The organism is Faecalicatena contorta, assembly GCF_003149105.1.
Classification (GTDB): domain Bacteria; phylum Bacillota; class Clostridia; order Lachnospirales; family Lachnospiraceae; genus Muricomes; species Muricomes contortus_C.
On record NZ_QGDS01000015.1, the window covers coordinates 1 to 16116 of the forward strand.

16 protein-coding genes are annotated in these 16116 nt (G+C 40.9%); 15 read left to right on the plus strand and 1 reads right to left on the minus strand.

Going from position 1 to position 16116, the window contains the following annotated elements; translation table 11 throughout:
- The first annotated feature begins 76 nt into the window (after nucleotides 1-76).
- Nucleotides 77-283, plus strand: coding sequence for a hypothetical protein (locus A8805_RS17835; protein WP_242992448.1), 207 nt, complete (start codon nucleotides 77-79; stop codon nucleotides 281-283).
- 135 nt (nucleotides 284-418) lie between these two features.
- On the plus strand, nucleotides 419-1816 hold the full coding sequence (gene ltrA, locus A8805_RS17840; protein WP_109713116.1) for a group II intron reverse transcriptase/maturase: 1398 nt from the start codon (nucleotides 419-421) through the stop codon (nucleotides 1814-1816).
- Nucleotides 1817-1954: 138 nt separating this feature from the next.
- Here the strand turns inward: ltrA and A8805_RS17845 are convergent, their stop codons facing one another.
- Nucleotides 1955-2323 carry a VOC family protein gene (locus A8805_RS17845; RefSeq protein ID WP_109713680.1) on the minus strand — a complete coding sequence of 123 codons (369 nt, stop codon included), beginning with the start codon at nucleotides 2321-2323 and terminating at the stop codon, nucleotides 1955-1957.
- 242 nt (nucleotides 2324-2565) lie between these two features.
- On the opposite strand from A8805_RS17845, the gene rpsB reads away from it, so the two are divergent.
- The 13 genes from rpsB to A8805_RS17905 all read left to right on the plus strand — a co-directional run bounded on the left by rpsB (nucleotide 2566) and on the right by A8805_RS17905 (nucleotide 15994).
- Nucleotides 2566-3315, plus strand: a complete 750-nt coding sequence (gene rpsB / locus A8805_RS17850) for a 30S ribosomal protein S2 (protein ID WP_109713683.1) — start codon at nucleotides 2566-2568, stop codon at nucleotides 3313-3315.
- A 142-nt stretch (nucleotides 3316-3457) separates the two neighbouring features.
- Complete coding sequence (gene tsf, locus A8805_RS17855; RefSeq protein WP_109713685.1) at nucleotides 3458-4378, plus strand: translation elongation factor Ts; 921 nt, start codon at nucleotides 3458-3460, stop codon at nucleotides 4376-4378.
- 497 nt (nucleotides 4379-4875) lie between these two features.
- Nucleotides 4876-6399: a DUF6034 family protein gene (locus tag A8805_RS17860; RefSeq protein ID WP_109713687.1), complete on the plus strand. Its 1524-nt coding sequence runs from the start codon at nucleotides 4876-4878 to the stop codon at nucleotides 6397-6399.
- 99 nt (nucleotides 6400-6498) lie between these two features.
- Nucleotides 6499-7257, plus strand: coding sequence for a hypothetical protein (locus A8805_RS17865; RefSeq protein ID WP_109713689.1), 759 nt, complete (start codon nucleotides 6499-6501; stop codon nucleotides 7255-7257).
- 7 nt (nucleotides 7258-7264) lie between these two features.
- Nucleotides 7265-8134, plus strand: a complete 870-nt coding sequence (locus A8805_RS17870) for a hypothetical protein (RefSeq protein WP_242992470.1) — start codon at nucleotides 7265-7267, stop codon at nucleotides 8132-8134.
- Between the two features lie 20 nt (nucleotides 8135-8154).
- Nucleotides 8155-8799 (plus strand): ATP-binding cassette domain-containing protein, encoded by a 645-nt coding sequence (locus tag A8805_RS17875; RefSeq protein WP_109713693.1) that lies wholly within the window; start codon nucleotides 8155-8157, stop codon nucleotides 8797-8799.
- 310 nt (nucleotides 8800-9109) lie between these two features.
- The gene (locus A8805_RS17880; protein WP_109713695.1) at nucleotides 9110-10894 is read left to right on the plus strand and encodes an ABC transporter ATP-binding protein; all 1785 of its coding nucleotides are present in this window, start codon (nucleotides 9110-9112) and stop codon (nucleotides 10892-10894) included.
- Between the two features lie 2 nt (nucleotides 10895-10896).
- The gene (locus A8805_RS17885; RefSeq protein ID WP_109713697.1) at nucleotides 10897-12729 is read left to right on the plus strand and encodes an ABC transporter ATP-binding protein; all 1833 of its coding nucleotides are present in this window, start codon (nucleotides 10897-10899) and stop codon (nucleotides 12727-12729) included.
- A gap of 79 nt (nucleotides 12730-12808) precedes the next feature.
- A complete protein-coding gene (locus A8805_RS17890) occupies nucleotides 12809-13264 on the plus strand; it encodes a GNAT family N-acetyltransferase (RefSeq protein WP_146199459.1) in 456 nt (151 codons plus the stop codon).
- A 181-nt stretch (nucleotides 13265-13445) separates the two neighbouring features.
- Entirely contained in the window at nucleotides 13446-13619 is a 174-nt protein-coding gene (locus A8805_RS22210; protein ID WP_181392901.1) for an antitoxin VbhA family protein, read from the plus strand.
- Nucleotides 13620-13621: 2 nt separating this feature from the next.
- Complete coding sequence (locus tag A8805_RS17895) at nucleotides 13622-14233, plus strand: Fic/DOC family protein (protein WP_109713701.1); 612 nt, start codon at nucleotides 13622-13624, stop codon at nucleotides 14231-14233.
- A 303-nt stretch (nucleotides 14234-14536) separates the two neighbouring features.
- Nucleotides 14537-15406: a LysR family transcriptional regulator gene (locus A8805_RS17900; protein ID WP_109713702.1), complete on the plus strand. Its 870-nt coding sequence runs from the start codon at nucleotides 14537-14539 to the stop codon at nucleotides 15404-15406.
- 240 nt (nucleotides 15407-15646) lie between these two features.
- Nucleotides 15647-15994, plus strand: coding sequence for a MerR family transcriptional regulator (locus A8805_RS17905; protein ID WP_109713704.1), 348 nt, complete (start codon nucleotides 15647-15649; stop codon nucleotides 15992-15994).
- Nucleotides 15995-16116 lie beyond the last annotated feature (122 nt).

A 16116-nucleotide genomic window follows, 5' to 3' on the forward strand; every position in this document is an offset into this window, starting at 1 on the left:
TATAGTGCGCCCGGCGGGCGCACGTTTCAACGGGTGTGAGTCCCGAGTCCGCCTGGTAGTAGGAAGGACATAGCCAATGGCAAGGGTGTTGTGGGTGACTACGAATCTGAAGGAAGCCGGATGGCAAATCTCTGGTCTGACGCACAGAAATCATATCAGGCTAAAATCGGGGGTAAGGCTGCTATACAAGTTGAAGCCCAATAACTACACGGAACCGATTGTGGTAAATATGGCAGATGGATGGAGAGAAGGAACGTGCGAGTACCCGGGGAGATCTGCATGATGCGCTCTGAAAGGAGTAACTATTATCGCAAGGTAATACTGAACATGCAGAAGTCAGCAGAGGTCGTAGTAGTCGAGAGGTGAAGGACCGAATCAATAGGAGTCCCAAGTATAACCGAGAAAGGAGGAATGGCTGATGAAGGCAGAAAACTCTGATAACAGAGACTGTCCGCAAAGAGATAGTGCGGAACATGAAGGGTATGCGGAAGTGCGTAGGTCATTCCGCTCGATATGGAAAGAAAAGGACAGTGCACAGCCAGAACTCTTGGAGAAGATACTGTATAAGGACAACTTAAACAGAGCTTATAAAAGGGTGAAGGCAAGCAAGGGAGCACCGGGAATTGACGGAATAAGCGTTGATGAGATAGGTGCATACCTACGGGATAATCAAGAAACCATTATCGAGAGGATATACAAGGGGAAATATACACCCGACCCGGTAAGGGGCAAAGAAATCCCAAAAGCAGACGGTGGAATGCGAAAGCTTGGTATTCCAACAGTCAAAGACCGTATTTTTCAGCAAGCCATTGCACAACAACTGATGCCGATTTATGAAGCGCAATTCTCGGATGGAAGCTTCGGTTATCGCCCGGGAAGAAATGCGAAAGATGCCATCATTAAGGTGAAGGAGTATGCAGAAGAGGGTTATCGCTATGCAGTATCAATTGACCTCTCGAGGTACTTTGACACCCTGAACCACGAATTATTGCTGAACATTCTTCGGAGAAATGTGAAGGATGAAAGAGTAATACAGTGGATTAAGAGGTACTTGAGGAGTGGTGTCCTGGAAGATGGAGTAGTCGTGGACACAGAGGAAGGTTCACCACAGGGTGGAAATCTGTCTCCACTACTGGCAAATGTTTATCTCAATGAGTTTGACCAAGAATTCCAAAAGAGAGGAGTTCCGTTCGTACGTTATGCAGATGATATCGTTGTGTTGGCAAAGAGCGAAAGAGCCGCAAAGAGACTTTTGGAGACAAGCACGAATTATCTTGAAGGAAAGCTTAAGCTGACCGTAAACAAAGATAAAAGTCGTGTGGTCAGTGTGTTTGCAATCCGAAATTTTAAATTCCTTGGCTTCGCATTGGGAAGGAACGGGGAGGGTATATTTGTCCGAGTTCATCCGAAGTCATGGAAGAAGTTTAAATCCAAGCTGAAAGAGCTTTCTTCCCGAAGGTCTGTTCAGAGCATACGACCGGCATTGGAAAAGATAAAGGTATATGCCAGAGGATGGCTTAACTATTACGGAACTGCAAGGATTAAAAATCCCATTGATGCCATCAACGGGTGGCTTTACCATCGGATTCGTATGTGTATTTGGAAACAATGGAAGAAACCGAAAACCAAGAAACGCAATCTGATGAAGCTTGGCATACCCGAATATTTTGCACACCAGGCGGCCAATAGCCGAAGGAAATACTGGTATGTATCGGGTATGGGTGCGGTCAACAGAGCATTAACAAAAGAAAGACTGATAAACAGTGGCTTTTATGACTTAGCCACAGCCTATCAGTCTGTGCACATCAACTATTGAAAGCGCCGTGTACCGAACGGTACGCACGGTGCTGTGAGAGGACGGCGGTTAGTCACTGCCTCCTACTCGATTAAGCAGGAATATAGTTTTTTATCTGTGCCAAACTGGACAGTTCAGTGAAAACACGCTGTTTTCCGTTTATTTTGAAGGAATAATCTCCAGCCAGTATCCGTCAGGGTCTTCAATAAAATAGATACCCATTGAAGGATTTTCAAAACATACACAGCCCATCTCCTTATGCTTCGCAAATGCGGCATCGTAGTCATCTACTTTAAAGGCCAAATGTATTTCGTTGTCACCAAGCTCATAAGGGCGGTTCATATCCCGCAGCCAGGTGAGCTCAAGAAGGTGGGACATTGTGCCGTCTCCCAGAAATGCGATGGTGAAACTGCCGTCATCTGCATCCTTTGTCCTGACAACCTCCAGGCCAAGGGCTTCTTTATAAAAATCAAGTGACTTCTGTAAATCATAAACGTTCAGATTATTATGTGCAAATGTAAAATGCATATTTTTTACCTCCATATCTTGTGAATTTATATGTTTAGTATATCATATAGGAAGAGATAAGAGCAAGACAAGATGTGCCAGAAAATCCTTGCATTCTGTTGTTTTCTGTGATATACTACAAGCGTTGCAAAAAAACACGTGTGTGGATTTCTTTGACGGTGCCAAAGCCTGTTTGGAACAGGCCGGTTTCAAAGAAGAATTTAAAACATGCGGAAGTCAAAAACCAAATGGAGGAAAGAAACATGAGCGTTATTTCAATGAAACAACTTTTAGAAGCAGGTGTTCATTTTGGACATCAGACTAGAAGATGGAACCCTAAAATGGCTCCATATATTTACACAGAGAGAAATGGTATCTATATCATCGACTTACAGAAGTCAGTAGGAATGGTTGATGATGCTTATCAGGCAATTGCAGATATTGCTGCAGATGGCGGTACAATTCTGTTTGTTGGAACAAAAAAGCAGGCGCAGGATGCAATCAAGACAGAGGCAGAACGCTGCAATATGTTTTATGTTAATGAAAGATGGCTGGGTGGTATGCTCACGAACTTTAAGACAATTCAGAGCAGAGTTCAGCGTTTAAAAGATATTGAGAGAATGTCCGAAGATGGAACATTTGACGTACTTCCTAAAAAAGAAGTAATTGAACTGAAAAAAGAGTGGGCTAAACTGGAGAAAAACCTGGGTGGAATCAAAGAAATGAAGAGAGTCCCAGATGCTATCTTTATTGTAGACCCGAAAAAAGAGAGAATTTGTGTTCAGGAAGCTCATACATTGGGAATTCCGTTGGTTGGTATCTGTGATACAAACTGTGATCCGGAAGAATTGGATTTTGTAATCCCGGGTAACGATGATGCTATCAGAGCCGTTAAATTAATTGTTTCCAAAATGGCAGATGCTGTAATCGAAGTGAACCAGGGTGCAACAGGTGAAGATGAATATTATGAAGAAGCTGCAGAAGCAGTAGCTGGAGAGACTGTAGAAGTATAATAAGCATGTATGCAAAATGCTTCAGCCTGTGGGCACAGGCTGGGGCATTTTTGGATAATGAATTATCTTTTGGTGTATACCGTAATATATGTCCGTAAAAAACGGCAGACAGCATAAAAATATGAATAATGGAGGAATAATCATGGCAATTACAGCAGGAATGGTAAAAGAATTAAGAGAAATGACAGGTGCAGGAATGATGGACTGCAAAAAAGCTCTGACAGAAACAAACGGAGACATGGACGAAGCAGTTGAGTTCTTAAGAAAGAATGGACAGGCTAAAGCTGAGAAAAAGGCAGGAAGAATCGCAGCAGAAGGTGTCGTGAAAGCAATTGTAAAAGATGACAAAGTAGCAGCAATTGTAGAAGTAAACTCTGAGACAGACTTTGTTGCTAAGAATGAAGAGTTCCAGAAGTTTGTTGACGCAGTTGTGAATCAGGCAGCAAATACAGATGCAGCAGACATAGATGCATTCCTGGCTGAAGCATGGGCTGAAGATACAACAAAAACTGTAAAAGATGCTTTAGTTGCGGAGGTTGCAGTAATTGGCGAGAATTTGAATATCAGAAGATTTGAAAAAATCGTAACAGACGGATGTGTTGTATCTTACATTCATGGCGGTGGACGTATCGGCGTTCTTGTAGAAGCTGACACAGATGTTGTAAACGATGAAATTAGAACATGCCTGAAGAATGTGGCTATGCAGATAGCAGCTATGTATCCGAAATATGTATCCCGTTCAGAAGTATCTCAGGAATACATGGATCATGAAAAAGAGATTCTGCTGGCTCAGGCTAAGTTAGAAAATCCAGAGAAACCAGAAAATATTATTGAAAAGATGATTATCGGACGTTTAAACAAAGAACTGAAAGAAGTATGCCTGTTAGATCAGGTTTATGTTCAGGACAGTGACCTGACAGTCGCTAAATATGTGGAAAAAGTAGGAAAAGAAAACAATGCTAATTTAGCAGTAAAGAAATTTGTCCGCTTTGAAACTGGTGAAGGTCTGGAGAAGAAACAGGAAGACTTTGCAGCAGAAGTCGCTGCTCAGATGGGACAATAAGCCTAAGTTTATAAAGCATTTGGAATCTTGGAAAAACAAGTTTAGAAAATGCATTTTTTGATAGTACAGCTAAATATATAGAATGAGATAAGCTCTTGCAAATGCCGTAAATGCGTTATTTGCAGGGGCTTTTATTATTGTTGTGTTAATACAACAGCCTCTTCCAATATTTTAAAATTAGGTTTATAGTTTATAATTCAACATCGATTTTATTTGTGTTTTTGTTAGAAAATAATCCATATAAATCTCCACTCCACAAGAATATAACATTACTAACACCATTATTATATTATAATAAGATCATTAACACCTATAGAATTACTAGAAAATTTATGGTGAAATCATTGACATTAGATAATATTATTGACATTAGATAATATTGAATATACAATAACAGAAAATGTACATACTTATTGAATTGCTAACATTCTATATGGTATACATGGGCAGTTATCTGTATAATCGGCTAGGAGAAGATTAGAAGAGGAGTTAGTGGTATGAAGAAAAGAATCATTATGGTAGTCTTTGTTCTTATCGCTGGTATTGGTCTGGCAGCATGCGTAAAGACACCGGATGAAAAGGTAGTCGTGGATAAATCAAAAGGGCTGGCAAAAGAGAATATCATCCCGAAAGAAGATAAGATTCCTAAAGATCTGGGGATTCCGGAACATTGGCAGGAGCCGATGGAGAAGAATGATGGTTTTGTTATTTTGACGGCGGACTGTGATATTCAGATACCGGATATTTATAATACACCCGTATATTCTTATGAAAGAAAACACATGACAGATGAGCTGCTGAGCAAATTGTGTGACTACTTTTCCGATGGCGATAGATTATATGAAGACCCAGCTATGACGAAAAGCGAACTGAACAGGGAAAAAGATAAATTGCTCAACTATAAGGGAAGATGGCAAGGTTATTCTGATGCAGGATACAAGCATCGTGTTTTGGAATACGAGGCAAAATTAGAGGAACTCATTGAGAAAGCGCCGGAAAAAAAAGAGGAGCATAAATACATAGATGCCGAACTTACGACAGTGCATCAGACAGAAATAGAATATGTCAAAGGCTATTGGTATGAGAAGGTGTGGTATGCCTGGTATCATGATACTGAGGAGAAGATTGGATTAACAGCAAGGATAGACAGGGGCAGAGAAGTTGACCCTATTGTTCGGGCGATAGATTTCAATGATAAGGTGGGAAGCAATACGGGATTCGTCTTCAGCCAGGGTACGTTTATCGATGAAAAACAACTGGAAAACGACTGGATGGTGCAGAAAGCCTTTGAAGGGAGAGATGAAGAATACCTGACTTATTTGACGGGCAAGATGGAGCAGACGGTGGACGATACGTTTTCAGAAGAAGACGCTCTAAAGGAAGTCGAACAGATACTGAAGGACTTGTTGATAGAAGAATTTGCGGTTACAGATTGTGTGAAAGCAATCGGAACTATGGACAGTGAAAGCTGGGCGAGATTAGATGAAGAGGATCTTCCTCTGAGCGCGGGGTATTCTGTATACCTCTCCTTAAAGGCCGGAGACCTTTTGGGATATCCATTTCCGTGGATATATCTTTATAATGATTTGCCGGAGACTACGTATACACCAACGTTTTTAACAGAGAGATTGCACATTATTATCACAAAAGAGGGTGTACAGAGATTTGAATGGGTCGATCTTTCAGAGAAAAAGGATACAATTGCTGAGAATACTAAATTATTATCTTTTGATGAGATTAAGGTCAAACTTTTAGATCATCTGTTTTATACAGAGATTTCTGGCAGTGAAGAAACAGAAGGGTATACGAATACATATGATGTAAAAAATGTACAATTGCGGGCGGCAAATATTAATGCATATGAAGACCCTTCAGCTGCCTGGCTGGTTCCGGTATGGGTGATTGATGTAGATGGTATAACCGTTTACGAGAAAGCAGAGCAATCATGGGAGTTTAAATCAGGGATTACAACGGTTGTGCTGAATGCAATTGATGGTGGATATGTGACCATACAATTTTGATGTAACTGTGCCAGCAGACGATTTAAGCTGCATGTCTGAACTGTTACATATTTGATTCATATAAAATCTAAGAGAGATTGTGAAAGACAGGAGATGGGCATGAAAAGAATATTCCAAATTGAATTTAAGCGAAGGTTTTATTCAGCGGGGTTTTATGTGAGTATTCTTCTACTGGTGGCTGCTGGTGCGATTGGCTCTTACAGTACCGTAGAGTACATAAGGGATATGGGGCTGCCTAAAGGTGAAATCCGATTTATTGTTACAGTATATCAGGCGCTGTACTCGGAGGCATTTACTTTTATATTGCCAATTGCATGTACATTGGTTGCAAGTGCCTCATATCTGGAAGATTTGCAGAGTGGCATTTTGCGTTATGTTATGCTTCGTACAACGAAGAAAAGATATCGTTGGAGTAAGGTGATAAATTGTGCACTTTTTGGCATGTTTGTAATAGTTATTGCATTTCTATTGATGTTAGTCATATTTTTTACAGTATTTTTTCCAAATCATGGGGAGATACAGTATTTGAAAACTCTGGATATACCGTACATTTCTCAGTTTTTACAAAGGGTGGTTGTACTTGGACTCAATGGTTCATTTTATGCTCTGCTGGGAGGTGCAATAGCAATTATTACCAATAATAAATATATGGCTTATGCGGCACCTTTTATCTTTTACTATGTGATATCAACACTGTTAGGAGCATACTTTACAGGTGCATATATCATCAATCCAAAAGAATGGCTGTTGGTGCGATTTTCATTGCCGGGGGTGATTTTGGCTATTCTGGCAGTTGTTAATATAATTGTTATCATTTGTTATTCTAAAATTATGGAGAGAAGATGCAAAAATGAGTAATGTACGGTTGGTATTTTCTATAACAAAACTAAATTTTCTGGGATGGAAGAGAAATCCTAAAATAATTTCTGCATTTGTATTAGCTTTTGTTTTTTGCGTCATGCTTTCGGGGAGAGCGCTGACATTTGCGGGAAGTTACGGTACAGTTATGCAGATATTTGAACCTTTTATATGGGCATTTGGAGATGCGCAATCCATACTTCTGGCATCTATGCTGCTAATCTTTTTTTTTATTGATATGCCGTTTATAAATGATGCCACACCTTACTATCTAATGCGTATAAACAGGGTGATTTGGGTCAGTGCACAGATACTGTATATCGTGTTGGTCACCATAATATATATGTCGTTTTTATTAATTACTTTCTGTTTGTTGTGTGCACCCATATCTTTTCCAGGCAATATGTGGAGTGAAACTGGAGCAATGCTAGGTTACTCGGGCGTAGGAACCGAAATCGCATTGCCTGCATCAGTAAAGACGATGGAAATGTCCAACCCTTATGCGTGTACTGCAACTATTTTTCTCTTAATGACACTGTATACTTTACTTATAGCGACAATAATGATGGTATTTAATTTAATGAAGAACCGGTTTGGCGGAGTTCTAAGTGTATTTATCATTAACTTGTATGGCCTATTATTAAATCCTGAGTTTATTAGAAGAGTTTTAAAAATTCCTGAGACATTGCAGTATAAGAGCAATGTCATCAGTGGATGGATTTCTCCACTAAACCATGCGACATATTATATGCATAATTTTGGATATGATTTCCTGCCGAGGCTATGGCACAGCTATTTAATATTTGCGGTATTAATTTTGATTAATATTATAATAATTAAAAAGCTGGCAAAAAAATATCAATTTAATTTCTTGTAGAATATATGGGGAGGCCAAAGATGGATAGTGCGATGATAACAATTGAAAATCTCAGAAAAATCTTTAATGAGGAAGAAGTTTTAAAAGGGATTACATGTGAATTCACAAGAGGCGAAACCCATGCGGTAATCGGAAATAACGGGTCAGGGAAAAGCGTATTTTTTAAATGTATCTGCGGGTTTATAGAGCCTACGGGGGGCCATATTATTGTGGATGGAAAAGAAGTGAGAAAGGACATAGACTTTCCAGAGTCAATCGGAGTCATCATTGAAAGACCCGGATTTCTCCCTACATTGTCCGGGTTTAAAAACCTGCAATTGCTTGCGAAAATACGTCAGATTATTACAGATGAACAGGTGAAAGAAACAATCCAAAAGGTAGGGCTGGATCCATCTTCCAAAAAGGCAGTTGCCAAATATTCTATGGGAATGATACAGCGGTTGGGGATTGCCCAGGCTATCATGGAAGATCCGGAAATTCTCATATTAGATGAACCTTTTAACGGATTGGATAAAGAAGGGGTAAAAGAAATCCGGGGGTTGCTCATGAGATTAAAGAATAAGGGTAAGACCATCTTTTTAACCAGCCATAACAGCGAAGATATTAAGCTGCTGGCTGACAAGGTATGGGAAATGGATGCAGGTCAATTAGTGAGGATAGAATAATAGAATTGAATGATGGATATGCAAAAACATTCTGAATTTTCAATCCCCGAGAAATCCCGTATTTACGGGGAATTCGGGGACTTTTATTATCATCCATTAAGAAAGTAATAATAGATATTACATAGGGAACGTGATATACTATTGAGAATAGACAAAAGTTGATTGCATTGTTAGGCAGTAGATGGATCCGTGGAGAGTTTGCTTTACACACTTGAAACGGGTTCATAAGTCCTGTTTGGATATACATGAACTGGATATTGTTCTGCATTTACTAAAATATTTAAATTCCTAAAAACGAAAGGATTTCATCATGAATAAACATAGAAGGATGAATTTGATTCTGCGCTTTTTCAAAGGATCAAAACGCTTTTTCATTATAGCTGTACTTGCATCTTTGGCAACTACGATTTTAAATGCTCTTATCCCACAGATTTTCCGTTTTACGATAGATTCGGTTCTTGGCGGAGATGGGTATAAATATCTGGCATCTCACCTTTGGGTGATGTCGCTTTTGTTAATCGGAGTTGCGCTCCTGTCCGGGGGTGCTCTTTTTTTGACCAGAACTTGTACGGCAAAGTCAGGAGAAAACTTTGCAAAAAATCTGAGGGATGCTTTATTTTCCCACGTGCAGCGTCTGCCGATGAAATGGCATGATAGGCATCAGACAGGGGATATTATACAGCGTTGTACCTCAGATGTGGAAGTAATACGCAACTTTGTGCTCACTCAGTTTTTGGAAGTATTCCGAACTGTTTTTATTGTAGTGGTTTCTTTTGGGATGATGTTGTCTATGAATGTAAAGCTGTCGCTGCTGACTCTTATATTTGTTCCCATTGTTGTCTTGTATTCCACCATATTTTACCGTCTCATAGCCAAGCGGTTTACCATTGCTGACGAAGCAGAGGGAGAGCTGTCCACAGTCGTGCAGGAAAATGCAACTGGGGTGCGGGTTGTCCGGGCCTTTGGCAGGGAAAAGTTTGAGATGGAGCGGTTCAGGGAAAAAAATGAAGGCTTTGCACGTCTTTGGATTCGCCTTGGAACCCTTTCAGGACTTTATTGGGGCATAGGTGATCTGATTACGGGGCTGCAGGTTGTGACGGTGATTGTAGCAGGCGCAATTGAGGCGGTAAGCGGCAGTATTACAGTGGGAGAGTTTATTGCATTTGCATCTTACAACACTACACTGGTGTGGCCTGTACGGGGGCTTGGAAGGATTCTTTCTGATATGAGCAAGGCGGGGGTGTCTTTTGAACGTATGGAATATATTCTAAACGCGAAGGAAGAGGACTACAGCGAGAAAGAGATTTACAATAAGGAAGTTCGTCGCGAAACCGAGAACCACGAGATTGCTTTTTCTCATGTAAATTTTGCATATGATACAGAGAAACAGGTTCTAAAAGACGTGGATTTTATCATACCACAAGGAAGCGTATTTGGAATTCTGGGAGGGACGGGAAGTGGGAAATCCACCATTATACAACTTTTAAACCGGCTTTATGAACTTGGAGATGAGGATGGAAAAGTAACGGTTGGAGGACGAAATGTAAAGAAAGTTCCGTTAGAATGGCTTAGAAAGAATGTGGGGATGGTACTTCAGGAGCCATTCCTTTATTCCCGCACCATAAGGGAGAACATAGCTGCCTCTGTACCAGGGGCAACCATGGAAGAAATTCGGGAGGCGGCAAAAATTGCCTGTGTGGATGAAGCAATTATGAATTTCGTGGATGGATATGATACATTGGTAGGCGAACGCGGGGTTACCTTGTCAGGAGGTCAGAGACAGAGGATTGCCATTGCCAGGATGCTTCTTCAGAAGACGCCTATTATGGTGTTTGATGATTCTTTATCGGCGGTGGATTCTGAGACCGATTCCAGGATACGGAAGGCGCTGCTTCAAAATAGAAAACAAACAACGATTATTTTAATTTCCCATCGAATTACAACGCTGATGAATGCAGATCAGATTATGGTCCTCCATCAGGGGCGCATAGAAGAGTTGGGAACCCACAAGGAATTGATTGGGCAGCAGGGGATTTACAGACGGATCTATGACATTCAGATGAGTCAGGATGATAGAATGCAGGTGGAGGAATAGTTATGGCGGCATATGAAGAACAAGAATATAACAAACCATTCAGCATAAAAGTATGGGCAAAAATGCTTCCATTTTTTCGCAAATACCGCAAACAGTTCATCATTACAATAGCGATGAACGTGCTTTTGGCGGGGGTGGATGTGCTGGTTCCTCTGTTTCAAAGCTTCGCCATTGACAGGTTTATTGTGCCGGGGAAGCTGGATGGAATCGGGTTATTTGCCGGATTGTATGTGGCAGTGATTGTGGGGCAGACCATCGCAGTATATATTTCTGTACGTGCGGCCACCACCATTGAAATGTATGTGGGAAAAGACTTGAAACAGGCTCAGTTTGAGCATTTACAGACGTTGTCGTTTTCCTATTACAATACTACGCCGGTGGGCTATATCCATGCAAGAGTTATGAGTGATACGCTGCGGATAGCAGGGATGACGGCGTGGGGACTGATTGATATGTTTTGGGCCTTGATTTATGTGGTCAGTGTATTTTTTATTATGTTTGCGCTGAATGCGAAACTGGCATTGATTATTCTTTGTATTGTGCCATGTATAGCAGTCCTGACGGTGTATTTCCAGAAGAAGATTTTATACTGGAACCGGAAAGTCCGCAAAATAAATTCACACATTACAAGTGCATACAATGAAGGAATCACCGGGGTCAGAACTTCAAAGAGTATGGTGATAGAAGAGGACAATCAGGAGCAGTTTTGCCATATTACAAAGGATATGCACCAGGCAGCAAGCCGTTCAGCAAAACTAAATGCGGTTTATATTCCGTCCATTTTATTTTTCAGTGCAGCTGCATCTGCTATTGTACTTGCAAGGGGCGGCTATATGGTGCAGGGAAATTTGATGAAGCTGGGAACCCTTTCGGTATTTATCTCCTATGCAGTGGTCATCTTTGAGCCTATTCAGCAGCTTGCAAGATTGCTGGCAGATCTGGTATCTTGTCAGGCCAACATAGAGCGTGTTATGGACTTGCTGGATCAGGAGCCAAATGTAACGGACACAGAAGAAGTGGAAGAAAAGTACGGGGATATGTTCCATCCCAAGAAGGAGAACTGGGAGCAGATTAAAGGAGATATTGTTTTTGAAGATGTATCCTTTATGTATCCCGATGGAAAAGAATACGTGTTGGAGCATTTTAATCTGGAAATTCCTGCGGGGACGAACGTGGCCATTGTGGGAGAGACCGGGGCGGGGAAATCAACTCTTGTGAATCTGGTTGGCAGATTTTTTGAGCCTACAAAAGGGCGCATTCTGATAGACGGGAAGGATTATAAAGAACGTTCTCAGCTTTGGCTTCACAGCCAGATTGGCTATGTACTGCAAACCCCCCATCTTTTTTCGGGAACGGTCTATGACAATATCCGCTATGGACGGCTTGATGCCATCGATGAGGAAATTGAAGAAGCAGCAAGGCAGGTTTCGGCAGACGTGGTGGTAAAAAAGCTGGAGCAGGGCTATCAAAGTGATGTTGGGGAGAGTGGTGGAAGGCTTTCCACGGGAGAGAAACAGTTGATTTCTTTTGCAAGAGCAATTCTTGCCAATCCAAGTATCTTTGTACTTGATGAGGCCACTTCTTCCATTGATACCCAGACTGAACAGCTGATTCAGGAGGCCACAGACCACCTGCTTAAAGGGCGCACCTCTTTTGTTATTGCCCACAGGTTATCCACCATCCGTAAAGCAGATGTAATTCTGGTCGTGGAAGATGGGAAGGTTATTGAGCAGGGAACCCATAGAGAGCTGCTGCAAAGAAAGGGATATTATTACAATTTATATTCCAAGCAGTTTGAAGAGGAAGCTGCCATGCAGGTGCTGTTGTCAGAGTAGCTGCAAAGAGAGTGGTGTCGTTAATATAGTTACAGCATATAGGGAATGAAGATATTTGGAAAGAAAGGTAGCCATTATTATGAGAGTTGAGTTATTGAAGAATTATCCCCAATACGTAAAAGAGGTATCTGCATGGCTGACAAAAGAATTCGGCGGCTCGGAGAGCCTGAATTTTTACTCTGAAATTGTACATCACAGTTTAAATGAAAACTACGATTTGCCAATCACATTTATCGCGCTTGAAAAAGACGAGCTGGTTGGAACCGTTGGACTATGGCGCAGTGATTTTCTTCCCAGACAGGATGTTTTTCCCTGGTGTGCAGCGTTGGTAGTAAGAGAGGATAAACGAAAGGCAGGAATCGGAACTGCATTACAGCGATATGTAATTCAATATGCAAAGAAATTGAATTATGAGAAATTGTATTTATTTGCAGAATTCCAGGGGTATTATGAGAAAATTGGATGGAAAAAATGGGGAACCGGCCATGAATACGGCGGAGGTAAAATTACAATATATAGTTATGATTTAAACTGAAACAGTTTAAGAAAGCCGAGGGATCCTTGTGTGAGGGATACTTATCTTCCAAGCTATAAACAGCTTTACGGATATAGGATTATTTGACAACAGTATTACCGTTCTTTGTGGAAAGTAATAATGGATATTGCATGGGGAACATGATATAATATTAAGAAAATAGAAGAATAGGAGGGGGACTATGACAGAGTATGACAGGATTATTAAAAATATAGATGCCAGTATGGCAATGGAAGGTATGCCCCTGACAATAGATGACAAACAACGTATCCGCGCATGTCTGGAGGGAAAAACGACTTTTCAGGATGTTGTAAATGAAATTATTAAAAAGCACACAAAACAGGCGGCAATGTGAATATGTTAAAAGATTATTCTTACGAATATGAATACGATTCCCGATACTGTTACCCGGAGAGTCGGGTTTTGAAAAACAAATTGAATATTACAGATGAAAAAGAACTCCTAGAGGCAGAGCGGGAAATAATCTCTGTAAGGATGGCAGAAATTTTAGGAGGTAGGTGGACTCGTGGAAAGTTTGATTTTGCACACTTGAAACAAGTCCATAAGTTTTTATTTGGAGATATTTATGATTGGGCGGGGAAAGTTCGCCTTGTTAACATCTCAAAAGGAAATCGCTTTTGCAAAGTGGAATTTATTGAGAAGCAAATGAATGAGATTTTTCAAAGGCTAAAATGTGAAAATTTTCTTAGAGATGTGAAAGATACACAGGAGCTAGGAGAGCGTTTAGCTTATTATTTAGGAGAAATCAATGCAATTCACCCTTTTCGCGAGGGGAACGGAAGAGCACAAAGATTGTTCATAGAACATCTGGCACATTTCCTTGGATATCGTCTGGATTTTATGAAGATAAACCGGGAGGATATGTTGCTTGCCAGTGTGAAAGCTTTTGACTGCGATTACACGATGTTGGAAGAGTTGATTATAGAAGCGTTGGAAAAAGAAATGTAGATAGTGAAACTGTTTTTCAAATTATCCTCCAAATAAAACATTGGAGGAACAAGATAGATGAGAGGACCTGAGACAACGGAAAGTCCTGTAAATATTTGGGGATTGGTTTAGCGCCATACAAAAGTTTGCAAAACAGATGGGACTATAAGCCCAATTTCATATTGAATCTGGTCCCCGGGAAAGTCCATGTTAATGGAAAATTCGGGGATTTTCTAACGTTCGCCCCCCCTTTTGTCTATAGTATACAAGAGAGTTTATTAATGAATGAAGTTTGTACAATAATAGTGGAGGTATGACGCAGATATGGATTTAAGGGTATTAGACTATTTTCTGATGACAGCCAGAGAAGAAAATATCACAAAAGCAGCTCAGCTCCTTCATATTACTCAGCCCACCTTGTCCCGGCAGCTCCGGCAGCTTGAGCAGGAGCTTGGCGTAGATTTATTTCAGAGGAGTAATCACAGCATTTATCTAACAGATGCCGGTATGCTGTTTCGCAGGCGGGCCCAGGAATTGGTTGACCTTGCGGATAAGGCAAAAAGGGAAGTGCATCAGCCAGATGAAATGCTTACTGGAGAAATTGGAATCGGCTGTGGAGAATTAAGCAGTATGGCAGAGCTTTCAGAAATGATGACTGCCTTTTTGAAAGAGCAGCCGTTGGTGAAATTTGAATTGCGAAGTGGTAACAACATAGATATTAAGAGTTGGCTGGAACGGGGAATACTTGACCTTGGTCTGATGATTGAACCAGTAGATGTAGGGAAATATGATTACCGCAGGATGCAGACAAAAGAACGATGGGGAATTTTAGCACATAAGGATTCAGAATTTGCAGGCAGAGATTCGATTAAGCCAGGAGATTTGGCTGGTGTTCCGTTGATTACGGTTGGAAATGATTTGGTTCATAATGAACTCGTAAGATGGTATGGAGATTATGCGGTACAGATGATGCCGATTGTGCATTATAATCTGTTGAACAACGCAGCGACGATGGTTCAGCAGAAAGCGGGCATTGCGGTGTGTCTAAAACTGAATTGCCAATATGAAGATTTATGCTTTATTTCCTTTGAACCCGAGCTGACATTAGGGTCTGTTCTGGCATGGAAGGATCAGCAGTCATATGCAAAGGCAACAGCCGCATTTATTAGGTTTATAAAGAAATACAAAAAATGAATTTCTGATAATACAATATAAGCGTTAGACGTGGAAAAATAGCAGATGTACAATAAGGGTGTTCCAAAGAGGAACGCCCTTAATTTCATTATATGGAGATAGCAATATGTATAATACACCTCAAATTGCATTAGGAATATGGTCATGGGGCATTGGTTTCATTGGTGGTGGTCAGGTATCCGGTGTTGATACCAGAGGTTTCTGGGATATTGCGATGGCTTGAAAGGCGGTGACAGGCATATGACAAAACAGGAAGCAAGCAAATTTTATATGATTCCTGAAGAAGTTCTGGATGAATACGCAGCATGGGGACTGTGTGGTGAAGTAAAGAAAGTTATGGCGGATTGGAAGTACGATGATCAGGATTTGGAACGGCTCAGTATGATTATGGCGCTCCACGATATGGGCTTTGCAAATGCGGATGTGGAGATTTATATGAGGCTCTTGTTGAAGGGAGATTCCACAAAGCCGGAGCGTATGCGTATGCTGAACAGGCAGAGAAATAAAGCTCTGGATGAGATTCATCTGAGGGAACGGCAACTGGAGCGGATGGATTATCTGAGACATGAAATCCGACAAAACAAATGACAGAATTGTTATTGGGCGCTATAGTGAATGGTAAGTCTGCCTGGGCTCTGGCTGCTAGTATTTCCAAACCGGTGATAAAATTGGCAACTGTATGAAAATTGAAGAATAAGGGCCGGCAACAA

Bases quoted from the DNA above. Each gene is read 5' to 3' on its own strand.
- A8805_RS17835 (WP_242992448.1), top strand. From the start codon at position 77: ATGGCAAGGGTGTTGTGGGTGACTACGAATCTGAAGGAAGCCGGATGG.
- ltrA (WP_109713116.1), top strand. From the start codon at position 419: ATGAAGGCAGAAAACTCTGATAACAGAGACTGTCCGCAAAGAGATAGT.
- A8805_RS17845 (WP_109713680.1), bottom strand. From the start codon at position 2,323: ATGCATTTTACATTTGCACATAATAATCTGAACGTTTATGATTTACAG.
- rpsB (WP_109713683.1), top strand. From the start codon at position 2,566: ATGAGCGTTATTTCAATGAAACAACTTTTAGAAGCAGGTGTTCATTTT.
- tsf (WP_109713685.1), top strand. From the start codon at position 3,458: ATGGCAATTACAGCAGGAATGGTAAAAGAATTAAGAGAAATGACAGGT.
- A8805_RS17860 (WP_109713687.1), top strand. From the start codon at position 4,876: ATGAAGAAAAGAATCATTATGGTAGTCTTTGTTCTTATCGCTGGTATT.
- A8805_RS17865 (WP_109713689.1), top strand. From the start codon at position 6,499: ATGAAAAGAATATTCCAAATTGAATTTAAGCGAAGGTTTTATTCAGCG.
- A8805_RS17875 (WP_109713693.1), top strand. From the start codon at position 8,155: ATGGATAGTGCGATGATAACAATTGAAAATCTCAGAAAAATCTTTAAT.
- A8805_RS17880 (WP_109713695.1), top strand. From the start codon at position 9,110: ATGAATAAACATAGAAGGATGAATTTGATTCTGCGCTTTTTCAAAGGA.
- A8805_RS17885 (WP_109713697.1), top strand. From the start codon at position 10,897: ATGGCGGCATATGAAGAACAAGAATATAACAAACCATTCAGCATAAAA.
- A8805_RS17890 (WP_146199459.1), top strand. From the start codon at position 12,809: ATGAGAGTTGAGTTATTGAAGAATTATCCCCAATACGTAAAAGAGGTA.
- A8805_RS22210 (WP_181392901.1), top strand. From the start codon at position 13,446: ATGACAGAGTATGACAGGATTATTAAAAATATAGATGCCAGTATGGCA.
- A8805_RS17895 (WP_109713701.1), top strand. From the start codon at position 13,622: ATGTTAAAAGATTATTCTTACGAATATGAATACGATTCCCGATACTGT.
- A8805_RS17900 (WP_109713702.1), top strand. From the start codon at position 14,537: ATGGATTTAAGGGTATTAGACTATTTTCTGATGACAGCCAGAGAAGAA.
- A8805_RS17905 (WP_109713704.1), top strand. From the start codon at position 15,647: ATGACAAAACAGGAAGCAAGCAAATTTTATATGATTCCTGAAGAAGTT.